At 27.5% G+C, this 25,079-nt stretch carries 21 protein-coding genes and 1 other annotated feature; of the genes, 15 read left to right on the top strand and 6 right to left on the bottom strand.

Translation table 11 applies throughout. From position 1 onward, the window contains the following. Positions 1-121: 121 nt before the first annotated feature. Entirely contained in the window at positions 122-1,426 is a 1,305-nt protein-coding gene (eam, locus tag H8923_RS02055) for a glutamate 2,3-aminomutase (RefSeq protein ID WP_153925382.1), read from the top strand. Positions 1,427-1,490: 64 nt separating this feature from the next. On the opposite strand, the gene H8923_RS02050 is transcribed toward eam, so the two are convergent. Next, a complete protein-coding gene (locus tag H8923_RS02050) occupies positions 1,491-2,792 on the bottom strand; it encodes a conjugated bile salt MFS transporter (protein ID WP_153925379.1) in 1,302 nt (433 codons plus the stop codon). A gap of 301 nt (positions 2,793-3,093) precedes the next feature. On the opposite strand from H8923_RS02050, the gene H8923_RS02045 reads away from it, so the two are divergent. Next, on the top strand, positions 3,094-4,587 hold the full coding sequence (locus H8923_RS02045) for a helix-turn-helix domain-containing protein (RefSeq protein ID WP_153925365.1): 1,494 nt from the start codon (positions 3,094-3,096) through the stop codon (positions 4,585-4,587). A gap of 199 nt (positions 4,588-4,786) precedes the next feature. Further along, on the top strand, positions 4,787-6,421 hold the full coding sequence (locus tag H8923_RS02040) for an amidohydrolase (protein WP_153925362.1): 1,635 nt from the start codon (positions 4,787-4,789) through the stop codon (positions 6,419-6,421). A 173-nt stretch (positions 6,422-6,594) separates the two neighbouring features. Here H8923_RS02040 and H8923_RS02035 read toward each other — a convergent pair whose 3' ends face one another. Continuing rightward, positions 6,595-7,689 carry an AI-2E family transporter gene (locus H8923_RS02035; protein WP_153925360.1) on the bottom strand — a complete coding sequence of 365 codons (1,095 nt, stop codon included), beginning with the start codon at positions 7,687-7,689 and terminating at the stop codon, positions 6,595-6,597. A gap of 223 nt (positions 7,690-7,912) precedes the next feature. Between H8923_RS02035 and H8923_RS02030 the strand changes: the two genes are divergently transcribed. Further along, complete coding sequence (locus H8923_RS02030; RefSeq protein ID WP_172976692.1) at positions 7,913-8,107, top strand: CDIF630_02480 family spore surface protein; 195 nt, start codon at positions 7,913-7,915, stop codon at positions 8,105-8,107. Between the two features lie 54 nt (positions 8,108-8,161). Here the strand turns inward: H8923_RS02030 and H8923_RS02025 are convergent, their stop codons facing one another. Then, on the bottom strand, positions 8,162-8,563 hold the full coding sequence (locus H8923_RS02025) for a hypothetical protein (protein WP_153925354.1): 402 nt from the start codon (positions 8,561-8,563) through the stop codon (positions 8,162-8,164). Positions 8,564-8,670: 107 nt separating this feature from the next. Continuing rightward, complete coding sequence (locus H8923_RS02020; protein ID WP_153925350.1) at positions 8,671-11,877, bottom strand: ligand-binding sensor domain-containing protein; 3,207 nt, start codon at positions 11,875-11,877, stop codon at positions 8,671-8,673. A 229-nt stretch (positions 11,878-12,106) separates the two neighbouring features. Next, positions 12,107-12,336: a binding site (T-box leader), on the top strand. Between the two features lie 65 nt (positions 12,337-12,401). Between H8923_RS02020 and asnS the strand changes: the two genes are divergently transcribed. The 5 genes from asnS (at position 12,402) to H8923_RS01995 (ending at position 17,300) form a co-directional block, all read left to right on the top strand. After that, the gene (gene asnS / locus H8923_RS02015) at positions 12,402-13,802 is read left to right on the top strand and encodes an asparagine--tRNA ligase (RefSeq protein WP_153925346.1); all 1,401 of its coding nucleotides are present in this window, start codon (positions 12,402-12,404) and stop codon (positions 13,800-13,802) included. A 120-nt stretch (positions 13,803-13,922) separates the two neighbouring features. Further along, positions 13,923-14,225: a rhodanese-like domain-containing protein gene (locus H8923_RS02010; RefSeq protein ID WP_153925343.1), complete on the top strand. Its 303-nt coding sequence runs from the start codon at positions 13,923-13,925 to the stop codon at positions 14,223-14,225. Between the two features lie 125 nt (positions 14,226-14,350). Then, on the top strand, positions 14,351-15,721 hold the full coding sequence (locus H8923_RS02005) for a zinc ribbon domain-containing protein (RefSeq protein WP_153925341.1): 1,371 nt from the start codon (positions 14,351-14,353) through the stop codon (positions 15,719-15,721). Between the two features lie 20 nt (positions 15,722-15,741). Then, positions 15,742-16,251, top strand: coding sequence for a zinc ribbon domain-containing protein (locus H8923_RS02000; RefSeq protein ID WP_153925338.1), 510 nt, complete (start codon positions 15,742-15,744; stop codon positions 16,249-16,251). 194 nt (positions 16,252-16,445) lie between these two features. After that, positions 16,446-17,300 carry an alpha/beta hydrolase gene (locus tag H8923_RS01995; RefSeq protein WP_243139897.1) on the top strand — a complete coding sequence of 285 codons (855 nt, stop codon included), beginning with the start codon at positions 16,446-16,448 and terminating at the stop codon, positions 17,298-17,300. Positions 17,301-17,351: 51 nt separating this feature from the next. Here the strand turns inward: H8923_RS01995 and H8923_RS01990 are convergent, their stop codons facing one another. Next, positions 17,352-18,926, bottom strand: a complete 1,575-nt coding sequence (locus H8923_RS01990) for an oligosaccharide flippase family protein (RefSeq protein ID WP_153925335.1) — start codon at positions 18,924-18,926, stop codon at positions 17,352-17,354. A 183-nt stretch (positions 18,927-19,109) separates the two neighbouring features. Between H8923_RS01990 and H8923_RS01985 the strand changes: the two genes are divergently transcribed. Beyond that, complete coding sequence (locus H8923_RS01985) at positions 19,110-19,295, top strand: hypothetical protein (RefSeq protein ID WP_153925332.1); 186 nt, start codon at positions 19,110-19,112, stop codon at positions 19,293-19,295. Positions 19,296-19,399: 104 nt separating this feature from the next. On the opposite strand, the gene H8923_RS01980 is transcribed toward H8923_RS01985, so the two are convergent. Beyond that, positions 19,400-19,708, bottom strand: coding sequence for a nucleoside triphosphate pyrophosphohydrolase family protein (locus tag H8923_RS01980; protein WP_153925330.1), 309 nt, complete (start codon positions 19,706-19,708; stop codon positions 19,400-19,402). Between the two features lie 149 nt (positions 19,709-19,857). Here H8923_RS01980 and uvsE point away from each other — a divergent pair, with 149 nt between their 5' ends. From uvsE to speB, 5 genes are all read left to right on the top strand, one after another. Next, positions 19,858-20,817, top strand: a complete 960-nt coding sequence (gene uvsE, locus H8923_RS01975) for a UV DNA damage repair endonuclease UvsE (protein ID WP_153925326.1) — start codon at positions 19,858-19,860, stop codon at positions 20,815-20,817. 412 nt (positions 20,818-21,229) lie between these two features. Then, the gene (locus tag H8923_RS01970; RefSeq protein ID WP_153925323.1) at positions 21,230-22,717 is read left to right on the top strand and encodes an aminotransferase class I/II-fold pyridoxal phosphate-dependent enzyme; all 1,488 of its coding nucleotides are present in this window, start codon (positions 21,230-21,232) and stop codon (positions 22,715-22,717) included. 36 nt (positions 22,718-22,753) lie between these two features. After that, the gene (gene speD / locus H8923_RS01965) at positions 22,754-23,167 is read left to right on the top strand and encodes an adenosylmethionine decarboxylase (protein ID WP_153925320.1); all 414 of its coding nucleotides are present in this window, start codon (positions 22,754-22,756) and stop codon (positions 23,165-23,167) included. A 180-nt stretch (positions 23,168-23,347) separates the two neighbouring features. Further along, positions 23,348-24,196, top strand: coding sequence for a polyamine aminopropyltransferase (speE, locus tag H8923_RS01960; RefSeq protein ID WP_153925317.1), 849 nt, complete (start codon positions 23,348-23,350; stop codon positions 24,194-24,196). Beyond that, complete coding sequence (gene speB, locus H8923_RS01955; RefSeq protein WP_153925316.1) at positions 24,189-25,070, top strand: agmatinase; 882 nt, start codon at positions 24,189-24,191, stop codon at positions 25,068-25,070. Before speE ends, speB begins: the two co-directional genes overlap by 8 nt. Positions 25,071-25,079: the final 9 nt, after the last annotated feature.

Below are 25,079 nucleotides of genomic sequence, written 5' to 3'. Positions count from 1 at the left end.
ATTATTTGATATATATTGGAAAAAAGTTTTCAATATGATAAAATAAATCAAAGGATAAAAAATTATTCAACAAAAGAAAGGGGGAATATCAAGGATATTTATCACTCCTTGATATAATACTATGGATAAAAGTACCAAAATATCTTTAGAAAGAGCTTCGCAACTAAAATCAAGAATAGAAGATTATGTAGATATTAGAAAAGAAATACCAAAGGGGTTAGAATTAAAAGAAGAGATAAATTCAAGAAAAGAACATATCTTAAGAGTTTTAGATGGAACAGAAGAAAACTGGAATGATTATAAGTGGCAATTATCAAATCGAATAACAAATGTAGATACATTATCCAAAATACTAAAATTAACAGAAAAAGAAATAGAACAAATAAGAGAAGTAGAAGATAAATTTAGATGGGCTATATCTCCTTATTATTTGAGCTTAATAGATCCAAAAGATATTGCAGATCCAATTAAATTAATGTCTATACCATCTTTTATAGAATTAGAAGATGAGCAACATGACTTAGATCCTATGGGAGAAGAATTTACAAACCCAGCAGGTAGTATTACAAGGAGATATCCAGATAGATTAATAATAAATGTTACTAATGAATGCGCTATGTACTGTAGACATTGTCAAAGAAGAAGAAATATAGGTCAACAAGATTGCCATCAATCAAGAGCAGTATTAAAAGAATCAATAGATTACGTTAGAGAAAATGAAGAAATAAGAGATGTTTTAATAACGGGTGGAGATCCGCTAACTCTAAGTGATAATATGTTAGAATGGATAATAAGTGAATTAAGAAAAATACCTCATGTGGACTATATTAGGCTAGGTACAAGAACTTTAGTGACTATGCCACAAAGAATAACAGATGAGTTTTGTGAAATGATAAAGAAGTATCATCCAATATATATTAACACTCATTTTAATCATCCGATGGAAATAACTGAAGAAACTAAAGTTGCTTGCGAAAAGTTAGCGAATTCAGGTGTACCGCTTGGAAATCAAGCAGTGTTATTAAACGGTGTAAATAACGATAAATTTATAATGAGATGTTTAAATCATGAATTACTAAAGATAAGAGTTAAACCATATTATATATTCCATAGTAAACATGTAAAAGGAACAAAGCATTTTAATACATCAGTTGATGATGGAATGGAAATTATGGAATACTTAAGAGGTTATACATCTGGTATGGCAATTCCAACATATATAATAAACGCACCAAAAGGAAAAGGAAAGACTCCATTACTTCCTCAATACTTAATTTCTAAGGGTACTGATTATATTATGATTAGAACTTGGGAAGGTGAAGTTATAAAGGTAGAAGATACTCCAGCTATAGATATTAAAGCGTTGATAGAAGAAACTATAGGAGAAGATATAGCATTAAGGGAAGTGGCTCAAACAATACAATAAAAATAATAAAAAATGGGATGAACTAAATTATTAGTTCATCCCATTTTTTTAATATAAAATTTAATTAAGCTGCTTTGTTAGCATTTTCTAAATTAGATATTCTTTTTTTGTTTAAACTACTCATACCTATAGAAGCAACTATAAGTGATGCGTAACATATTCCTATGAATACTAAGATAGTTGTCCAAGCTACGCTGTATCCAGCTTTATCAACTAATAATGCGAATACTGATGAACCAGCAGCGAATCCTACAGCGAAGAATATTTGAACTACACCAAGAATAGCACCGAATTCTTTTTTACCGAAGAATGAACCTGCAAGTAAAGAAGGTCCCATCATGTACGCGAAAACAGATAACCCTTTTAACGCTGCAAATACTTGTGCAAGTATAGGCATTTGTCCTGCAAATATTAATGCTAAACAAGAAGTAGCAGCTAATATAGCAGCAACAATAAGTCCTTTAGTAATACCTAACTTGTCGAATATTATTCCTCCAAATAAGTTTCCACCTAAAGAACATAATGCAAATATAGATCCAACCATACCAACTATCATTGGGTCTATCTTTAAGTGTAATTTTAAGTAAGCTGGGTATTGAACTGCTAGAGCAGAAACGTACATTCCTAAGAAGAATAATCCTAAAGCGAATATCCAGAAGTACTTAAGGCTTTTTACTTCATTAAGAGTATATCCCCAGTCAACTTCAGTTGAATTTGTATTTTCAGATTTTGTATCTTCTTCTTTTTTCTTACCTTTAACTATTTCATTGTTATTCTTAGGCATTCTTAAGAATAATAATGTTATAGGTATACCTACAACTAATGATAATATACCAAAGTATAAGTAAGATTGAGATGCTCCATAATTCTTTAATGAGAAAGCAGTTAATTGTTGAAGGAATATATTACCTATAGAACCTCCTGCAAAAGCAAGTCCTAGAGCTTTTCCTTTTGATAACTCATCAAACCAACCGTTTATTAAAAGCGGTACACCTATAGATGATATAGCTGCAGTACCAACTTGAACTATACCAGCTACTATGTAGAATTGCCATAATTCTTGACACATAGAGAATGCTAAGAACCCTCCACCAGAAAGTATACCACCTAGTAAGTACATTGTCTTAACATTTATTTTATTATACATCATACCTATGAATGGTGATGCAATTGCTGATACAACAGTACCTAATGTAAATATAAGAGAGAATCCTGCAAGAGTAAATCCTTTCTCTTCTACAACATAACTTACGAATTGAGGTTGTATGTTTGAAGCAACACCAAATGGTATAGCTTGGATAAGCATACAAGCAACAACTATAAGCCAGCCTGTTGCAAGCTTTTTACTTTTGTTTAAATTGCTCATTATTATTTCTCCTTTTGTTGTTGATTAATTTTATACGAATGATAAAACCACATAAAATGTTATCACAGAAAAACAGTGAAAAAACATTGAAAATGTTGATTAAAAATGAAATACTTTGAAAAAAATAACACTAAAATTCATTGAATTCCAAAAAAAAACGCGGTAAAATAGTTTATACTTGAAGTTATTGAGTACGGAACATTAACAATCTATTAGAATTTGGAATAGGTAGAAATTAATAAGAAATAATATTATTATGAAATACTAAATAAGCATTTTGAAGTATTGGAGGATTAATTAATTGAAAAACATTACTTTTGGACAATTATTAGATAAATTATTATATTTATCCAATCAAAAAAAGAGTACATTAGCGAAAATACTAGGGTATGATGTTTCGTATATAAGTAAATGGATCAATGGTAAGAACTTACCAACTCAAAAGAGTATATCTGACGTTTGTAAAAGAACCTCTGAATTTATAGTAAACTCTCTTACGCCTATAACTATGCAAGATCTTAAAGGGTACTTTGAAATAGATGATGATGTAGACACAAATAGTATATTATCAAAATACCTAGAAGAGAACTTGAAAGAGTCATATATATTTACGGCACAAAAAAATATCCCTAATATACATAGTAGAACTCATTGGGAAGATAATTATAATAGCATGATGCATATTAATCCTAGATTAAGAAAGCAGTATTTATCTAAAGATATGTATTCGTTTTTAAATAAATCTAACAAGTTAGATTTAATTATATCTGCGAATTTATATAGATTAAATAATAGTGATAGAATGGCTATTTCGGATATGAAAGATCAATTAGCGGAGTTAGAAGATAATGTCAAGGTTAGAGCTAGACTATTGATGGGATTTGAAGGTGAACATGAAGATGTAATTTTTAACACTATACTTATTATAAATATGATTACAAAATATCCTGATATGGATTTTAAAGTATATAATTGTGAAGTAGACTCAAATTCGATTATGGCAGTTGTTAAAGATAGTATATTTCACATGGCTATATTTAACAAAGATAAGCAGTGTTTATTGACAAATATGTCAAAAGAAAAAAGAATCATAGATGAAATGTATTATAGTTTAGATGAAATGGTAAAAAATCAAGGTAAACCAATTATAGATAGAAAAACATCTATAGAAATGATAAGGGATAAAAAATTTACTCAATATATAATGAATCAAGACTTAAGGTTATTGCTGGGTTCAATAAGTGAACTTTTTATGCCATATGATCTATTTAATGAAGTTGCAAGTTTAGTTTTTGGTGATGATGATGAAGTTTTAGATGAATTAAAAAAAATAAATATGTTTTTACAGAACGTAACTTATACTTCTAAATTAAAGGTTTTAATCTATGAGTCAGGCCTTGAAAGTTATATATCCTCGGGGAAGCTTAACTTTTTCAATATACCAGTTGAATTAACTTTTGAGCAAAGAGAAAAACATATCAATCACATTGAGAAGATAATTACAGAATCAGAAAATGTTGAAATAAAATTAATTGATGGTAACTTTGTAGAAGGTTTTAAAGAAGATGAAAATCCATCTTTATACTTATCGAAAACATTAAAGATAATGAAGATAAACCCTCAAAGCAGAATTAATGATTATGCAATAATAAGGGATAGTGAGTTTAAGAATATATGTGATATATTCTTTGATTCTATTTGGGAAAATGAAATTGTAGTTGATGATAAATATGATGTATTAGAGAGGATGAAAAAATATCTAGCATACTCAAAAATTATTAATGAAAGTTTGTAAATTGTTATTATGACTTATTTGAAAAATTCAAAATATATTAGAAATAATTGAAATGAATAATTTTTATTAAAAACAATACATTGACTTTCTATATAAAAAATTGTTAATCTTGTGAATATACTATTATTAAATGCATAGCAAATAATAGTATATTACACGTATTATATATACTTACCTCATAAGGATAGGAGAGACTCAAATGACTAAAAAACTTTATTTTAATGGACATGTAATAACTGTAGACAATAATGAGTCTATAGCAGAAGCAGTATTAGTTGAAAATGGTTTAATAAAAGCTGTAGGGACTAATGAAGAAATATTAGCATTAAAAGACGAAGAAACGTTAGTAGTTGACTTAGAAGGAAAAACTATAATGCCAGGTTTAATAGACCCACATGGACATGTAGTGGCTACGGCGCAAACATTAATGATAGTTACTTTAGGTGATGTTACTTCAAAAGAAGAGTTACTTGATAGATTAAAGAAAGAATTAAAAGAAAATCCACCACAAGGAGATAAGTGGTTAATTGGATTTGGATATGATAATACTAAATTTGAAGGTGGATTACACCCAACTAAATTTGATTTAGATACTGTTAGTACAGAAGTACCTATAACAATATCTCATGCATCAGGACATTTAGCGTGCGTTAACTCTAAAGGATTAGAATTATACGGTTATGCTGGAGAGGACTACGTAGTTCCAGAAGGTGGAGTTGTTAGAACTGTATCTGAAGATTCAAGAGAGGCAAACGGTGTTTTAGAAGAAAATGCTATACTTGATAGTGAGAAAAAGAAAGTTGTAATATCTCCAGGTTTTGAAGATGTTTTAAGAGCAGTTGAAAGAGTTCAAAAAGTATATGCATCTTTAGGTATAACAACTACTCAAGATGCTTCTGTTGAATTAGCTAATGGATATACTCATATATTAGATACTTGTGCTAATACAGGTAAGTTAATTATAGACATAGTTGGATTAGCAACTCAACCAGTAACAACTCAACTTATGAATGATGAAGGTACTCCAAAGAGAGAATACAAAAATCACTATAAATTAGCTGGAGCTAAGACTTGGTTAGATGGTTCTCCTCAAGGATTTACAGCTTGGTTAAGCGAACCTTACCATGTTGTGCCAGCAGGTCAACCGGAAGATTACTGTGGATATGGAACTCAAACAGATGAAGTTGTAACTCAATACTACGTAGACTGTATAAACAGAAACTTACAAGTACATACTCATGTAAATGGTGATGAAGCTTCTGCTCAATTCTTAAGATGTTACAAGAAGGCTTTAGAAATAACTGGAAATAAAAATGATTTAAGACCAGTTATGGTTCACTGCCAATGCTTAAGAAAAGAACAATTAGATGAGATAAAAGAAATTGGAGCTATACCAACATTCTTCAATGATCACGTTAGATTCTGGGGAGACTTACATCATGATGAAGTATTTGGACCAGAAAGAGCTCAAAATATATCTCCAATGGGATGGGCTTTAGAAAAAGGAATAAAATTCACTATACATCAAGACCCACCAGTTAAATTACCTAACCAAATATTAGGAATACACAATGCAGTTAATAGAAAAACTGAAAGTGGTAGAGTATTAGGTGAACATCAAAGAATATCAGTAATGGAAGCTATAAAGGCTGTAACTATAAATGGAGCTTACCAATACTTTGAAGAAGATACAAAGGGTTCTATAGAAGTTGGTAAATTAGCAGATATGATAATAGTTGATAAAAACCCATTAACTATACCATCTGAAGAATTAGAAACTATTCAAGTTCTTGAAACTATAAAAGAAGGAAATACAATTTACAAAAGAGATTAATTGTTTATTAAATGAAGTAATTAATTGAATAGAGTTATATAAAGGCATGTTTTATAATCTAATAACCATAAGTTATAGGTTGTAAGACTGCCTTTTTTATTTTAAAGAACCCAATTATATTTAACTTTAATATAACTGGGTTCTTTAATGAATATATATTTTACAAAGTGTAATTAATTAGTATCTATATTTATATTTTTAGATTCTATGAATTCAACTATGTATATTTTTAAAACTCCCATTATAGGAACTGATAGAATCATTCCTGGTATTCCGAAGAATCCGCCACCTATAGTCATAGCTAGTATTGTTAAAAATGGGCTAAGTCCAAGTTGGCCACCTACTATTTTAGGTTCTATAACTGCCACTTCTACTTGCTGAACAAGAAGTAAATAAATTAAAGAGTATAAAGATACACTTGGATTGTAGAATAAGTTTATTACTACAACAGGAGTCATGCCTATGACTGGACCAAAGTAAGGAATTAAATTCATAAATCCTATTAAAGTTCCAAATAATAGAGCATACTTAGAACCTATAAAGTAAAGACCTATTGCTGATAGAACTCCTACTATAGCTGAATCTAATATCTTACCAGAAAAATATTTTCCAATATTAGAGTTTAATCTACTGCATACATTTATGGTAAATTTACCTAACTTTTGACCTAATAATATATATACTGATTTTTTTGAGAAAGATAAGAAACTTTCTTTTTCGAGTAATATATAGAAACAAATAATACATGCTAGTCCAAATTGAACTATAAATTTACCTATAGAAAAGGTAGTATTAAATATATTACCTATATATCCTATGAATAAATTACTAAACTGAGGCATAGCAGCCATAGCTTTATTAGCAAGGTCTTTTATAGTATTTGGATCGACGTTTTTCAAGCTTTCTCCTAGTTTTAATAAGAAGTCTTGTGTTTGTGAAGCATATATAGGCAATTGGTTTACTATATCTGCTATACTGCCTACTATTGAAGGAATTGTATAAATTATAAATGCTCCTAGTAAAGCTATAAAAAATCCATAAGTAATAAGTAAAGAACCAATTCTCTTGAGTTTAAGCTTCTTTTCTAATATATTAACGATAGGATTAAGTACATATGCTAATATAAATGCAATTACAAATGGTGTAAGAAGTGATAATAACAAACTTACTATATCAAAAAAATAATTATAGTTATCAATAAATTTAATTAAAATATAAGAAATAACTACTGTAAGTATGATATTAAAATAAACTTTTTTATCTCTCAAAATAACACATCCTTTTTGTCATATAAATTAAGTTACATTATTATAATTAATAGTAGTATTATACAATAAATTTCTTATTGATACATACAAAATTGATAAATGTTTAGAAAATCTTAAGATATTATCTAAGTATAAATTAAAAATAGTGAAAATTATCATAATGCGAATTGTAATAAAAAAAGTGTTAACAATATATATTAAAAGACAACAAGAGGTGATAATTTTGATAGAAAATAAAGCTAAAGCATTAACTGGAGAGAATAATAGAAGGTTAAATTTAAAATTAGCATTAGACCAAGGGTTAAATGCCCCAATATCAGAGGCTGATGAAATTATGCCAGAAAGTAATGTAACAATACCATCAGAAGAGAATGTTCTACAAGCAAAAGACTGGGTAGATAATGGTAGTCGAACTTGATATTTAATAAAATTTAATAAAAAGTAAGAAGGCTATCTAAATTTAGATAGCCTTTTACTCTGTAGGTACGAAGATGTATTCACCTGATTGTATATTATAGTCCTCTGACACAACATCTGAATTTTCCTTATAAATAATTTCTCTAAAATCATCTAAATCGCTATTATTGATATTAAAATTATATTTCTTTATTATATCATCTATAGTTTCACCTGAAGATACTAGATGTTTAGTAAAAGATCTAGTATCCATAATTTTATTATAAGTTTTTTCATAACTCAATTCTGTTAAAGTTGAGATAATTGGGAAGTTTTGTTTGGCATAATTAAAAGATTTATCTAAGCAAGTTATATAATTAAAAAATCCATCTCTAAAAACTTCTGATATAGATTTATCTTTTTCTATATTTGGAGAAATAAAAAATAGTATTAATAGAAATGATAAAAAATATTTCATGTACACCACCTCTTATAATGAATTATTGACTAGAATTGTAGAGTTAAAACGTATAAATTAAATAATAAAATGGCCAATAACTTATAAGTTATTGGCCATTTTATTATTTAATTTATATTTTCGTTACTATTAGTAGGTAATATGATTATAAACTCACTTCCTTCACCTAATTTACTTTTTACAGATATTTGTCCGTTATGAAGCTCTATTAAATGTTTAGTTATAGTAAGACCTAAACCACTTCCCCCTTTTGATTCTGAGTTAGAATCTAAAACTTGATTAAATTTATTAAATATAGTTAATTGATTTTCTTTACTTATTCCTATACCTGTATCTTTTATACGTATCTCTACAGCACTATCTAAATCATTTATCAATACATCGATTTTACCGCCTTTTGGAGTAAATTTAACTGCATTTCCAATTAAATTTACTATGCATCTTTCGATTTCATATTTATCACACTCTATTACTTTTTCTTCAACCATTGTATCTATAGTAAATTCTATTCCTTTGCTTTCTATATAATCCTTCAATCCTAATATGGTTTCCTCAACGATATAAACTATATCTTCATTTTTTTTAGTTATTATATAGTTATCACTTTGAAGTTTGCTAGTATCGATTATATTATTTATTATATTTAATAGTCTATTACAATTTCGAGTCATTATATCCATATAGTAATCTAATTTATTCGGTTCGATTTCACCTTTTTTATTAAAATCTTTTATAAGTTGGCTTGTTCCATTTAGTACATTTAAAGGTGTTCTTAATTCATGAGATAAATTTACAAAATAATTATTCTTACTTACTTCAAGCTTTATCAGTTTATTAAATAATTTTTTATTTTTATTCATTTCATATACAAGTTCTTCTGTACGTTTTTCTACTAATTTATCTAACCTTTTAACTTTGCTACGGTTGAAGTATATTGCAATTAAAAATATTATTATATATATATAAATAGCAAGATTACTTTTCCAAAATGGAGGCTTTATTGTAAATGAAATTTTATTTTCAGGGCTCATAACCCCATTGTAGTTTAAAGCTTTTACTTTAAACGTATAATTACCAGGAGATAAGTTTCCATAAATTATTTCGTTATTATGGGATATATTCCAATTTTCATCAGATCCTTCTAGCATATAATAATATTGAACTCCGTTTAAATTTTTATAGTCATTGACGAAGAAGCTTAAAGAGATATTATTTTCGTTCGATTCAAGATCATAGTTAGAGGTGGTATCATAACTTAAACCCTCTACCTTAAATTCATCAAAGATTACATTAGGTGTAAATTCTGATACATCTATTTTTTCTGGAAAAAATGCATTTAAACCATTTATTCCTCCAAAGTAAAATTTTCCATCATTAGCTTTAAAATAAGCATTTCCATTAAATTCATTACTTTGAATACCATCTATTATGGTAAAATTTTGGAATACCTCTGTAGATGGATTAAATTTTGATAGCCCAGAGTTTGTACTCATCCAAATATGATTGTATGAATCCACTAAAATTCCATAAATGGTATTGTTAGGTAAACCATCGTTAGTTGTATAATGTTTAAATTTACCTGAATCTACATCTAGAATGTTTAAGCCATGACTAGTACCTACGAGTAAATTTCCTAAATTATCTTCTGATATTGATCGTATTGAATTATTACTTATACTAGAATTATCATTTTCTATGTTTTTATAAACTTTAATGCTATTATCAATTGGGTTTAATTGGACTAATCCACCATCTAAAAAGCAACCAATATAATAGTTTCCGTTTTTACTTTCATATATATCCTTTATAAATAAGTCATTAATAGAATTATTCTCAAGAACATGGGTAATATTTAATATTTTTTTAGTATTAATATCCATAATAGCTAAGCCTTTATTTGTACCAATCCAAAGGTGATTAGTACTATCAATAAATAAAGATTTTATAGGGTCTACAGGTAATCCATCTTTTGTAGTAAAGTTTTCTATGCTTTTAGAGGATTGATTAATAACAGAGAGTCCACCGGCTGTACCAATAAAAATTTCATTTTTGGTTCCAGTAATATCAGCTATAGAGTCATTACATAAGTCACTATTTTCAGTACTTAAAATTTTTATGTTATTAGTTTTTTTATCAATTATATTAACTCCTTTTATACTAGTCCCTACCCAAATATTATTGATACTATCTTCATAAATACCGTGTATCATGTTGCTACTCAATGAATTTTTATCAAATGGGTCTGTGCTATAATGTTCAAATTTATTATTAGAATCAAATAGAGAAATACCCTTATAAGTACCTACCCACATTAATCCACTTTTATCTTCTATAATACAATAAGCTTTATCATCTATAAGACTATTCTGATTGTAAATTTTATTTTTATATGTAGTGAAGTTATCATCACTTTCATTATACTTACATATTCCACCTTGAGTTACTATCCATAAATTTCCATTAGAATCTCTTAATATATCTCGTACTACGTCATTAGGAAGAGATTTTTTTGAATTATTATTTTTGTATGTTTTTATATCGTTGGTTTTAGAATTTATATTTATAAGGCCAGAACCTAAAGTTGCAACCCATATGTTATCAGGTCCATCGCTATATACTCTATATATAGGATTATCTGAAATTGACTCAACTGTTTTATTAGTAAATTCTTGGATCTTAGTTAGGTTTTTATCTAATTTTACTAATCCACTTTGAGTTCCTAACCAAATATTTTCATAATAATCTTCTTCGATAGAATGTATGTACTGGCTAGGTAAGTCATTTTTATTGCCTAGTATTCTTTCGAATGAATCTGTATCTTTATTATATAAATTTAAACCATCAGATGTTGTGACTAAGATATCATTATTTTTTCTGACTAAAATCTCACATATACGATTATTTGAAAGACTCTTATCTTTAGATGTTGTGAAGTAATTAATAATAGTGTCATCTTTAGGGTTTATTTTATTTAATCCATTTGTAGTTGAGACCCAGATATACCCATCTTGATCTTCTATAATATCTACAATATAATTGCTACTAATTGTATTTTTATTATATATATCATGTTCATATTTTTTAAAACTATATCCGTTATACTTATTTAATCCATCATTTGTTCCAATCCATATATATCCATTACTATCTTGAAGTATTGTCTCGACTGTTGATTGAGATAATCCATTTTCAATAGTTAAACTTTTAAAAATTATATCGTTATATGAAGTTGCATATGCATGTTCTGAGCTTAAGGTTAGTATCGAAATTATAGTTAAAAAAATATTTTTTAAACTTTTTTTTATATCTATCATTATTCACCTCGGATTATTTTTATTATAAAAACTGTCTAATAAGACTATACCAAATAATTAAAAAATAATAAATTAAAATAATAAAAAATATGGTATATAATGGAAAAATATGTCGAATATTAAATAATATCAATATTGTAGAAAAAGAACATAAAATTCACATTAAATAAAGATATTGACTAAAATTTTATTAGTTGGTATAATCTTCTTACAAATTGAAATACTAATACTAAAGACAATGAAGAGAAGAGTATATATAAAAGGTAGTCATAGCGAGTTGGGGATGGTGTAAGCCTAATACGAAATTTATATAGAAGAACATCTCGGAGTTTCTAACCGAAAGCAATAGCAAGTAGGCTTAGACGGAAGATCCCGTTACGATCATAAGCATAGCTTAACTAAGAGGTCAATTTTGACAATTAGGGTGGTACCGCGAAAGTATAGTCTTTCGTCCCTTTATATGGGATGAAGGGCTTTTTTATTATAAAAATACTAAGTTAAACTAATAAAAGGAGGAAATAAAAATGCAACAACAATTTATAACTGTAAAAGAATTATACAGAAACCAAGAAGAATATATCGGTAAAACTGTAAAAGTAGCTGGATGGATAAGAACATCTAGAGGATCTAAGAACTTCGGGTTCGTAGAATTAAATGATGGTAGTTTCTTTAAAAACATGCAAATAATATTAGCTGATGATAAATTAGATAATTTCAAAGAAATATCTAAACTACCAATAAGTTCGTCTATATTAGTAGAGGGTGAGGTTGTATCAACAGAGGGAGCTAAGCAACCAATAGAAATACATGCTACTAACATAGTAGTAGAAGGTGAGTCTGATAGCTCATACCCATTACAAAAGAAAAGACATACTCTTGAGTACTTAAGAACTATAGCCCACTTAAGACCAAGAAGTAATACTTTCTCAGCAGTATTTAGAGTAAGGAGTTTAGCTGCATACGCTATACATAAGTTCTTCCAGGAAAGAAACTTCGTATATGCACACTCTCCAATTATAACAGGAAGTGACTGTGAAGGTGCTGGAGAAATGTTTAGATTAACTACTATGGATTTAAACAATATACCTAAGACGGAGGAAGGTAACATAGATTATTCTAAAGACTTCTTTGGAAAAGAAGCTAACTTGACAGTTAGTGGTCAGTTAAATGCAGAAATAATGGCGCTTGCATTTAGAAATGTTTATACATTTGGACCAACATTCAGAGCTGAAAACTCATTTACTCAAAGACATGCTTCAGAGTTCTGGATGATAGAACCAGAAATAGCATTTGGTGATTTAGAAGATGATATGGAACTTGCTGAAGACTTAATAAAATATATTATAAACTACGTTATGGAAAATGCTCCAGAAGAAATGGAATTCTTCAATAGCTTTATAGATAAAGGTTTATTTGATAGATTAAACAATGTAGTTAATTCTGAATTCAAGAGAATAACTTATACTGAAGCTGTAGAATTACTACAAAACTCAGGTCATGAGTTTGAATATCCGGTTAATTGGGGGGATGATTTACAGACTGAGCATGAAAGATATATAACAGAGCAAGTTTTCAATGCTCCAGTATTCGTAACGGATTATCCAAAAGATATAAAGGCCTTCTACATGAGAATGAACGAAGATGGAAAAACTGTTAGAGCTATGGACTTATTAGTTCCAGGTGTTGGTGAAATAGTTGGAGGTTCTCAAAGAGAAGAAAGAGAAGATGTATTGTTAGAAAGAATTAAAGAGTTAGGATTAAATGAGGAAGATTACTGGTGGTACTTAGAACTTAGAAAGTTCGGAACAGCTACACATTCAGGATTCGGTCTTGGATTTGAAAGAATAATAATGTACATGACTGGTATGTCTAACATAAGAGACGTAATACCATTCCCTCGTACACCAAGAAATGCTGAATTCTAATTTTATAAAAAGGGCTTTGAAGGCCCTTTTTTTGTATATGAATTAGAATTTACCGCTTGAAAAATAAAAGAAGGGGTATATAAATAATATGATAAAATTTATAATTGGTCGAGGTGAATTATGAGTTATACAAATATAGATAAAAGAGAATTAAATATGCTTTTAAAGAATGAAGAAGATTTTTTACTTTTAGATATAAGAACTAAAGAAGAATTTATGGAAAGTAAGATTGATGGTGCTGTGAATGTTCCGCTTTCGGAATTGCTTTTTAATATGGATGAGATTGAGGATTATAAGGATAGAAAGATAGTTATATACTGTAGGAGTGGACATAGGAGTATTACGGCATGTAATTTATTAGCTATGGAAGGATTCAATGATTTATATAATTTAGAAAAGGGAATAATAGATTATGTAATCTAGAAAAATATATAAAATACTTAATTATAGTTTTTAGTTAAGCTATAGTTAAGTATTTTTTTGTATAATGGATATAAATAAAATACAATTGTTTTAATATAGCAAATAAGTAATGATGGAGGAATAGTATGGATAATATTGATTTTAATAACGTTAATGATAAATATAGCAATTATTCTAAAGTTAACGGTACTATGAGTAGACAAATAAAAAGCAAAGAACTTACATTAAGAAAAGTTAAAGCAGAAAAATGCTCTAATTGTGATAATAAGGTTGAAGATAATGATATTTATTGTAAGTCTTGCGGATTTAATTTGGAAGAAATTTATAATACAGATAAATCATATGCTAGAGTCGAAAAGTGGGATTATAAAGATGTAATTAGTTACTTAAACATGCCTAAAACATTTATTACATCATTAGTAGCTATTATAATATTATTTATTATATCGACTATACTTAAAGGCACAGTGTCTAGTTATATTCCAGATATAGCAGATGTGATTAATACTATACATATACTTTTAAGTTTAAATCTAGGGTCTTTAAGTGTATACTCATCAACTACAATGGGATGGGGTGGACTTGAGCTAAATCTAGGTATAATTATTTTAGCTGTATTGCCTATAGTATCAATTACTGTATCAAATTTAATCTTTAATAAGAAGTTTACAAAAAATTCACAGTCAGCCTTAAGAAATTCACTAGGAGTAGGTGTGACATACGGATTAATTTTAGGGGTGCTAGCTTTATTTAGCAAAACAAAAATGAGTTATTCTTACGATATGATGCAATATGGATATATAGTACAATTTAGTTTTGGATCACTAGGAATGATACTTAAAGGATTTATTATAGGTTTTTTATCAACTTATATACTTCTTTATAAAAAAGAATATGAAAATGAAAATATGTATTTAGGTATATTAAAAAGAGCTATCAACATGCTTTTAATAGGGTATGTATTAACATTTGTAATTTTATGTATTTTGACTATGGCAGACAGAAGTTATTTATATAACTTAGGTATATCAAACTATGTAAATCAGGTAGGCATCGGTGTAGGGTTAAGCCAGCTAGCAGCGTATATATGGTCTTTTGGAAACTTTATTCCTGTTACTATAGGAAGCCAGGGATTATCTTTATTTAATTTGATAGGATCAGACTTATACTTAACGACTACTTTAATGCTTGTAGCTATGTTTTTCTTATCAGCTTTAGTAATCATAGTATTTTCATGTAAATTAGAAATGAAATATGGTAAAAGTGAAGAAGGTATTAAGCCGATTTTATTATTAAGTGGATTTTATTCGATTTTAGTAGGTGTATTGTCAATACTTACAACAGCAACCTTAGGTAGTAGCGTTGATATATTTAGTTTAAGCAATTATAATACACCTTTAACTATGGGGTTTGGAATTGTAAGCTCTGTATTAATCTCATTTATATATAGTTTTTTTATATCCTTACTAGGATACAAGTTAAATATTTTTAATTAATATCGGAGGAGTAAATCAAAATGGATAATTTACAAAATAATAATTTAGATAACAATAAATTTAAAGATAAAATAAACCATAAATTTTCTAAAATTAAAGAAAATGTATCTAAAGGAAATAGTGAAAGAGAAGATTATGAAGAAAGAACTAGAATATATAATCTAATAAATGATGCTGAAAATAAAAAATCTATTTTACTTATGGAAATGGGAATATTGACTTATCAAAAAATTAGGGAAGGATATATAAACATTGAGGATTTTGATAGTTTATCTAGCTCTTTATTAGAGTTAGATAAGTTTATCTATGATAGAAATATAGAATTAAATAAATTGATGAAAAAGAATAATACTAATGATTGTGAATGTGGTAATAAAATTAAAAATCAAGATAGATTTTGCTCAGTTTGTGGCAAAAAGGTTGATAATTTAGATGACAGAAATATGATAATATGTGAATTTTGTGATTCTAAAATTGAATCAGACTCTAATTACTGTATATGCTGTGGCAAAAAAGTTAAACTCATGTAACAATTAATTAAATAAAATAGTATAAATGTAAAGAGATTAGTTTGATATGTAATAATATTAAGGCTAATCTCTTTTTTATATTTCGATTTTATTACTTATTGAAAAAGTAATAAAATTGAAATATTTTATAAGGTGAAAAAACAAATAATGTATGGTAAACTATAAGATGTATTTAGATTTTTGGGAGGTAGCGTATGAAAGATGATGTAAAGTCAAAAGGGCGAAATTTAGATGATACTTTTAGTATAACAATGGAACTAGAAAGGCCTTTACTTTACGATGAGTTAAAAAATGAAGTATTCATTGAAGAAGATAGAAAAAATAAAAATAATAACTTAATGAAGATAATTATAGGAACTATTGTAATAGGAATTATTGGTTTATTTATATGGGCAAATGATAGTTATAAACCTCAAGAGTTAGCAAAAGAAGCGCTTATTAGTGATAATACAGTAGAAGTAAAAATAGATAAATTTATATCGTTTACACCTAAAAATATAGAAGCCACAAAAGGTTTTATTTTTTATCCGGGTGCAAAAGTAGAACCTGAATCATATGCACCATTATGTAGAAGAATAGCTGAGCAAGGTTATGAAGTTGTTATTGTAAATATGCCTATGAACTTAGCGATATTTTCTTATAATAGAGGAGAAAAGGTGATAGATGAATATAGTAATATAAAAAAATGGGTTGTAGGTGGGCATTCGTTAGGAGGCACAATGGCAGCTAAATTTGCAAGTGAAAATAGTGCTGTTGATGGAGTTGTATTATTATCATCTTATCCTATTGGGGATGAGCTAAAGAGCATGGGTAAAGAAGTACTTTCTATATGGGGAAGTAAGGATGGTATAGTTAATTTCGAGAAATTAATTAAATCAAAAGAAAAATTGCCAGAAGATACTACTTATGTAGAAATAGAAGGGGCTAATCATTCTCAATTTGGAGATTACGGAGAACAAAGAGGGGATGATACTCCTATAATTAATAGAGAAGAGCAAATGGACATAGCTGCAAAAGATATAATTAAATTTATGAGTGCTATTAAATAGAAAAGTTGTTTGATATGATATTTATCATATCAGACAACTTTTTTAGTTTAATTAAAGTTGTTTATATATATTAATGCTATGCCAGTCAACTGTTTTAACATCTTTTTTAAATGCGTCAGTAAACCATCTAATGTCTTTTAATCTTATACATTTAAAAATAAATAAACAAATTGTATATAAAATTAAATCAATAATAACTTGGAAAAATATTAATGATTCTAAACTAAAGAATAAGAATAAATATTTAGTTATATAGCTAGAGATTGTGACGCAAATAATAGGTTTTATAACCCAATCAACTATTTCAAATTCCAGCTTTGTAACTTTTAAAAGTCTATTTATGCTTAAAGAAGCATTAAAAATTGTACTTACAAAAAGGACTAAAATGAAACCCTCGATTCCTTTTTTAGGAATTATACCTAAAATTATAAAGATTCTAAGTAACATATCCATAAGATTATATTTTAATGTGTATATTTGTTGATTAAGGGCGTTTAAGCTTCCATCAACTATCCTGTCTAAATACATTAAAGGTATAAGGGGTGCTAATATTTTCATTATATATCCGACTTCTTCGCTTTTATATATAGCTAACCCTAATTCTTTAGAAAAAATCATAAATAATCCTGTAGCAAATAAAGCTATTAATAAAGTGAATTTAAATACTTTGGCAATTATATAGTTAACCATTTTGTTTTTATTTAAAGCATTTGATTCGGCTATTTCTGGAATAATAAGTGTTGAAAATGACGCTAAAAATATAGAAGGAAAGTTAAGTATAGGCATAACCATACCTTTTATCATTCCAAAGATAGCTAAGGAAGATGATGATGAAGAGCCGTATTGTCTAAGTGCATTTGGAATAAGTATATCTTCTGCTGTTCTTAGAGATGTTTGCACATAAGAACTACAAGCAATAGGAAAAGCAATAAATCCTATATTAAATATAGACCACTTGCTATTTGATGATGAGCTATAAGAAGGTTGATTTTTTTCGAATATGTATAAAATATAAGAATATAGTGCAGAAAACATAGAACCGACCGCCATTCCAACTGATATTAATGCGCAAGTATATTCAAGGCCTATTGGCAAAAATCTACCTATAAATATGCAAATTATCATCATCATTGTACAAATTTCAACTACATCAGCAGTTACACTTTTCATTACTTTTCGTACTCCATAGAAATATCCAGCAAAACAACAACATACACTTACGAAAGGCATGCTGCAAGCGAGAATTTTAAGTGATATTATCGCTCTAGAATCTTTTATCCATATATTGCTTATGAATTCTGCTCCATTATAAAGAACTATAAATGCAATGCTACTGAAAAATAATGCATAAATAAGTCCTTTATGTACTAGTTTCCTTATATTACCATAATTACCTTTTCCCAGTTCTTCTGCTACCAGTCTAGTAATAGTTACTCTTATTCCTGATATAGCTAAGGTAGATGCAACTGCATTTATACTCATAATTAATTGAAATAATCCCATACCTTCAGCACCTATTTTATTAGATAGATAAACTCTAAAAAACATGTTAATTATTCCGAATGTCATCGTACTAATTGTAAGTAATAAAGCATTTAATATTAATTTTTTTCTTTTTATTTTCATAATCAATTATCTCCTACTTTATTATAAAAAGTTATTAGTCTCAATCAAAGAGCTATATATATTTTATATGCTATAGTAAGTCCAAAATATTATAAAAATAATAAATACAAAAATTAGAATGAATATGTAGCTATTTATAAGAGAAAATATTTATAAAGAAAGAAAAAGAAAGGAGTTTTTTTTATGGAAATAAAAAATCCGAATAAGAAAAGTATTTATTCAACGCAAAATAATTATTTTAAGAACTTAAATCCTTCTGCAGATGAGTTTAAAGAAAGAATTAAGGATGGGAGTTATCAAAGAGACCCTGAAAGATATAATTATGAAGCGAGTAGAGAAGCTGCAAAAGCGAAAAACATATATAAATAGATAGCATAAGAAAGGTTGCATTGTGATTGTAATTATTGACTATAATGCAACCTAACTTTAATGCTATTACCATCTCAATGAAATTTATTTAAATTTAAATTATATTAGTATATATTCTTTAGTAATATTTTTTTAGAAAAATCACCTTTATCTCCATTTGTTTTATTTCTTTGATCAATAATTTCTTGTTCAGTATATCCATACTCTTTAGCTATTGTTGTAAGTAGTTCTATTGCTTCTGAAATATGATCTAAAGATTTATTTTCAAAGCTATCATATATTGTTGAAATTAGATTTAGATAAAGAAACTCTAATCCTTTATCACTATCTAATAATTCTATATCGAATTTTTTACCGAGTTCCTCTAAAATATTAGGTATATTATTTCTAACTAGTTTATTACAACTTTTCATAAATTATCCCCCTTTTATATAAAAAAATATACATAAAAAATTTATTTTATTATTTTGAAAATAAGTTTACCTAAATAGTAGTTTATTTAAGTATAAAAGTACACATTTTTTTTAAAAATAAAATAAAGATAATGATAAGGAGTAAAAGTATGAAAGTTAGATTAGGGTACGTGGCAATTGCATTAAATTTGGATAAAATAACATCGTCAAGTACGGTAACATATTCTAGATATTCAAAAATAAATTCAGAACAAGAAAAGTTAAGTAAATTAAAGGAAGTGACTTATTCGAATTTAGAAGCTCTTGAAAAAATATTAAAGTATAATATTGATCATAATATTCATTTTTATAGAATAACTTCCAACTTAGTTCCTCTAGCGACTCATCCGGATGTTATGTGGGATTATAAAAAGTATTTTAGACAAGATTTTTTGAATTTAGGAAATATTATAAAGAAAAGCAACATGAGGGTTGATAGTCATCCAGACCAGTTTAATGTGATAAATAGTACGAGAGAAAGTGTAATACAAAGTACATTGGTTAACCTAAATAACAGTGTAGACATATTCGAACTTTTAAATTATGAATTAGGTAAAATGGTTATACACATAGGTAGTTCTCAAGGTGGTAAAGAAGAAAGTATAAAGAGATTTATAAGAAATTTTAATAATTTCCCTAGGAGAATACAAGAAAGATTAATCCTAGAAAATGATGATAAAGTATTTACGGCAAAGGATGTTTTGCAAATTTGTAAAAATCTTAAAGTGCCAATGGTTTTAGATATACACCATCACAATTGTAAGAATGAGGGTGAATACATAGGAGATTTATTGGAAGAAATATTTAATACTTGGAATGAGGAGATTCTTCCGCCAAAGTTACATTTTTCAACTCCAAAAGAGTTTGAAAATGACAGGAAACATGCAGATTATATAGATGCGGATGGTTTTGCAAGTTTTATTCAATTAGTTAAGTCTAAAGTGGATAGAGATATAGATATAATGATAGAAGCTAAAAAGAAAGATAAAGCATTGTTAAAACTTATAGAAGATCTAAGAAAAACAAATTTAGATTTTAAATTTATAGATGAAACTACTATTGAAGTTTAGATAACATATTGGAAAATAAATGAAACATCTCTTTAATATTATTACTGAGATGTTTTTATGTGTATAAATTTAAATAGTAATAATAATGATATAAAAATTAAAAATGATGAAAAAAGGTTATAAAAGTTTAGTAATAGTAAACTTGCGTAAAATTAATATAAACATAAGGTTAGGAATACTAAACTAAAACTAAATTAATATAAACTTTTTTAAAAAATATACTGTATAAGTGTTGAAAAATACAGGTATAGTATAAAAAATAAAAAATAAAAATAAAATGTTGAAAAATAGGGTTGAAATTTATTGTTAAAATAAATATAATGTAAAAGTAAGTTTAACAATACTGAATTATCAAGATAGAAATAGTAAGTTTTTATTGTAAAAAAGTAAGAAAACTAAAAAAGGAGGTGTAATGTTGAGGTATTTAGAGGAAAATCTTGATATTTTATCTACTTCAGAGCATGAACAAATTCCGCTACTTCAAAGTCTAGAAGAGTATTGCAATAAAGATGTTGCATCTTTTGATGTTCCAGGTCATGTAAAAGACCAAGGTGTAGAAATACTAAATAATTATTTTGGAAAGAAGTTAATGAAAATGGATATAAACTCATCCCCACAAATGGATAATGTATCAAATCCAAAAGGAATTATAAAAGAAGCTGAGCAGTTATTAGCAAAAGCATATAAGGCTAATAATGCTTTTTTTATGACAAATGGAACTACTCAAGGAATTCATGCGATGATTTTAAGTGTTTTAAATCCAGGTGATAAAATTATTTTACCTAGAAATGTACATAAATCAGTTATAAATGCTCTTATACTTTCAGGAGGAATACCAGTATATATTCAACCTGAATATGATGATGAATTAGGAATAAGCCTAAACTTAAGCGTAGAGAAGATCAATAAAGTATTAGATGAAAATAATGATGCCAAAGCATTATTTTTGCTTAACCCGACATACTATGGAGCTTGTTCTGACTTAAAAGAGATAGTAAAAATATGTCATGATAGAAACATACTTGTTCTTGTTGATGAAGCACATGGAGCACATTTTCCATTCTATGATGAGTTACCTCCTTCTGCTATGGAATGTAATGCAGATATGTCAGCAGTTAGTCTTCATAAAACAGGTGGAGCATTAACTCAAGCTTCGGCACTTTTAGTAAATAATAAAAATATTGATGAGAAAAAGGTTCTTCAACATATAAATATGTTACAGTCTACATCTGCATCATATTTACTTATGGCAAGTTTAGATGGAGCAAGATCTAATTTAATGTTAAATGGAGAAGGTCAGCTATCAAAGGCTTTAAATCTAGCTAGATACGCGAAAAGAAAGATAAACAAAATAAAAGGTATAAAAGTAATATCCAATGAACTGTTAGAAAGTGAAGGCGTATCTTTTATTGATGAGACAAAGCTTTGCATAAATGTAAAGGAATTAAATTTAACAGGATTTGAAGTTTATGATTTATTATATAAGAATTTTAATGTACAAGTTGAATTAGGAGATATGTACAATATACTAGCTCTTATTTCAATAGGAACAATTAAGTCAGATGTTGATAAGTTAATAAAATCTCTTAACATAATATCAAATATGAATAGTAAAAATGTCTTGATAAATAGTATTAAAATAAAACAAGTATTGCCTAGAGTAAAGCTTAGTCCTAGAGAAGCATTTTATTCTAAAAAAGAAAGTAAACTATTAAATAACTGTATAAATAAAGTTTGTGCTGAATCTATTATGGCATATCCACCGGGTATACCTATAATATCTCCTGGAGAAATAATAACAGAAGAGATAATAGATTATATTAATTTACTAAAAAATAGTAAAGCATATTTAACTGATATGAATGATAAAACTCTTAATACTATACTAGTTGTAAGATAAAAGCTTAAAAAACTAAATAGAAAGAAGGTAATAGTTATGAATTTTGAAACATTAGGAAGACATATATTAGTAGAATATTACAATTGTAATGAGGATGTACTAAAAGATCCTAAACTTATAGAAAAGTTTATGAATGAATCAGCTTTAAACGCTAAGGCAACTATAGTGGATTCTGTATTTCACCACTTTAATCCATGGGGAGTTTCAGGAGCAGTAATAATTGCAGAATCTCATTTAACAATACATACTTGGCCAGAGTATGGATATGCATCAGCAGATTTCTTTACATGTGGTGATATAGATCCTTGGAAGAGCTTTGAGTTACTAGAGGAGCTATTGCAAGCAGAAAGAAGTGAATCAACGGAAATACCAAGAGGTTTAACAACTAAAATACAAAAATTTGCAAAAAAAGATTTAGGTAATATTACTCATAAGCCAGAAGCTATATAAATAACATGTACCTAAATTAAAATAAAAAATATAAATAAATAAAAATAAATTTGGACTATTATTATAACATAGATAAGAAAAACATTCAAATTACATAATTTTATAAAGTTAAATTAATGTATGAATATATATAAATAAATAAAATAAATATAGATAAATAAAAAAATTTGGAGGCAGAGTATGGAACTTTGGTATACAGAAGAATGGACGGAGAATGTACGTTTTTCAATAAAAGTTGACAAGCATTTATTTAGTGATAAGTCAGAATTTCAAAGAGTAGACGTATTTGAAAGCAAGGAATTTGGAAAGTTTTTGACTTTAGATGGCCTTATGATGGTAAATTATAAAGATGAATTTATATATCATGATATGATTGTTCATGTTCCTATGGCTACTAATGTGAATATAAAAAATGTATTAGTTATAGGTGGTGGAGATGGAGGAACAGTTAGAGAGCTGACTAGATATCCTCAAATAGAAAATATAGACATGGTTGAAATAGATAAAATGGTAGTAGATGTATCAAGAGAGTTTATAGATATATGCGCGTGTAAATTAGATGATGAAAGAGTTAGTCTTTATTATGAAGATGGGGTAGCTTTTGTTAAAAATTCTAAAGATAAGACTTATGATTTAATCATTGTTGATTCAACTGACCCGATTGGTCCAGGAGAAGGATTATTTTCATTAGATTTTTATAATGATTGCTATAGAATACTAACTGATGAAGGAATACTTGTTAATCAAAATGAAAGTCCATATTTTGATTTTAATGCAAAGGAAATGAAAAGAGCAAATTCTAAAATATCTGATATATTTGAAATAGCTAGAGTTTATCAAGCTCATATACCAACATATCCATCTGGACACTGGTTATTTGGATTTGCTTCTAAAAAATTAGATCCTCTAAAAGACCAAAATATAGAAGAATGGGAAAAATTAAATCTAATAACTAAATATTATAATAGTGACATACATAAAGGTGCATTTATGTTACCACAGTATGTAAAGGATATGCTAAATGATTAATAAATTTTTTCACATAAGTACATTTATGGGAATGGATAATACTTATGAAGAGTCAGATATAGTAGTATTTGGTGTAGGATTTGATGGAACTACTTCTAATAGACCAGGAACAAGATTTGCAAGTAGTGCTATGAGGCCAGAGTTTTATGGACTTGAAACATATAGTCCTAAGTTAGATTTAGACTTAGAAGATTATAAGATTTGTGATATTGGTGATTTAGAGCTAAGTATAGGAGATATGGATCGAGTACTAGATGAGATATATGAGGGTACTAGAAATATTGTAAAAGATAATAAAATCCCTTTTATGATAGGGGGAGAGCATTTAGTTACATTGCCGGCATTTAAAGCTGTTCATGAAAAATATAAAGATATATATGTACTTCACTTTGATGCCCACACAGACTTAAGAGAAGAATATAATAACAATAAAAACTCTCATGCAACTGTTATAAAAAGAATTTGGGATATATTAGGGGATAATAGAATATATCAATTTGGTATAAGGTCGGGTACAAAAGAAGAATTTAATTTTGCTTTAAAAGAAAATCATACATATATGGAAGTTTCAACAATAGATACTTTTGAAGATATTTTAAAAAGTTTAGAAAAAAAGAATGTATACTTAACAATAGATTTAGATGTATTAGATCCATCGATATTTCCAGGAACAGGAACACCGGAACCTGGAGGTCTAAACTATAATGAATTTGAAAAGATATTTAAAATTTTGAAGGATTCAAATATAAACTTAGTGGGTTGTGATATAGTTGAATTAAGCCCAGATTATGATAATACAAATGTATCAACAATAACAGCATGTAAGATCTTAAGAGAGCTAGCTCTAGTAGCAGCTAATAATTATAATAAATAAGCTTGGAGG

Origin of the sequence: Romboutsia faecis (genome assembly GCF_014323405.1) — a bacterium.
Lineage (GTDB): Bacteria > Bacillota > Clostridia > Peptostreptococcales > Peptostreptococcaceae > Romboutsia_E > Romboutsia_E faecis.
This window is presented reverse-complemented; position numbering and strand designations above follow the sequence as displayed.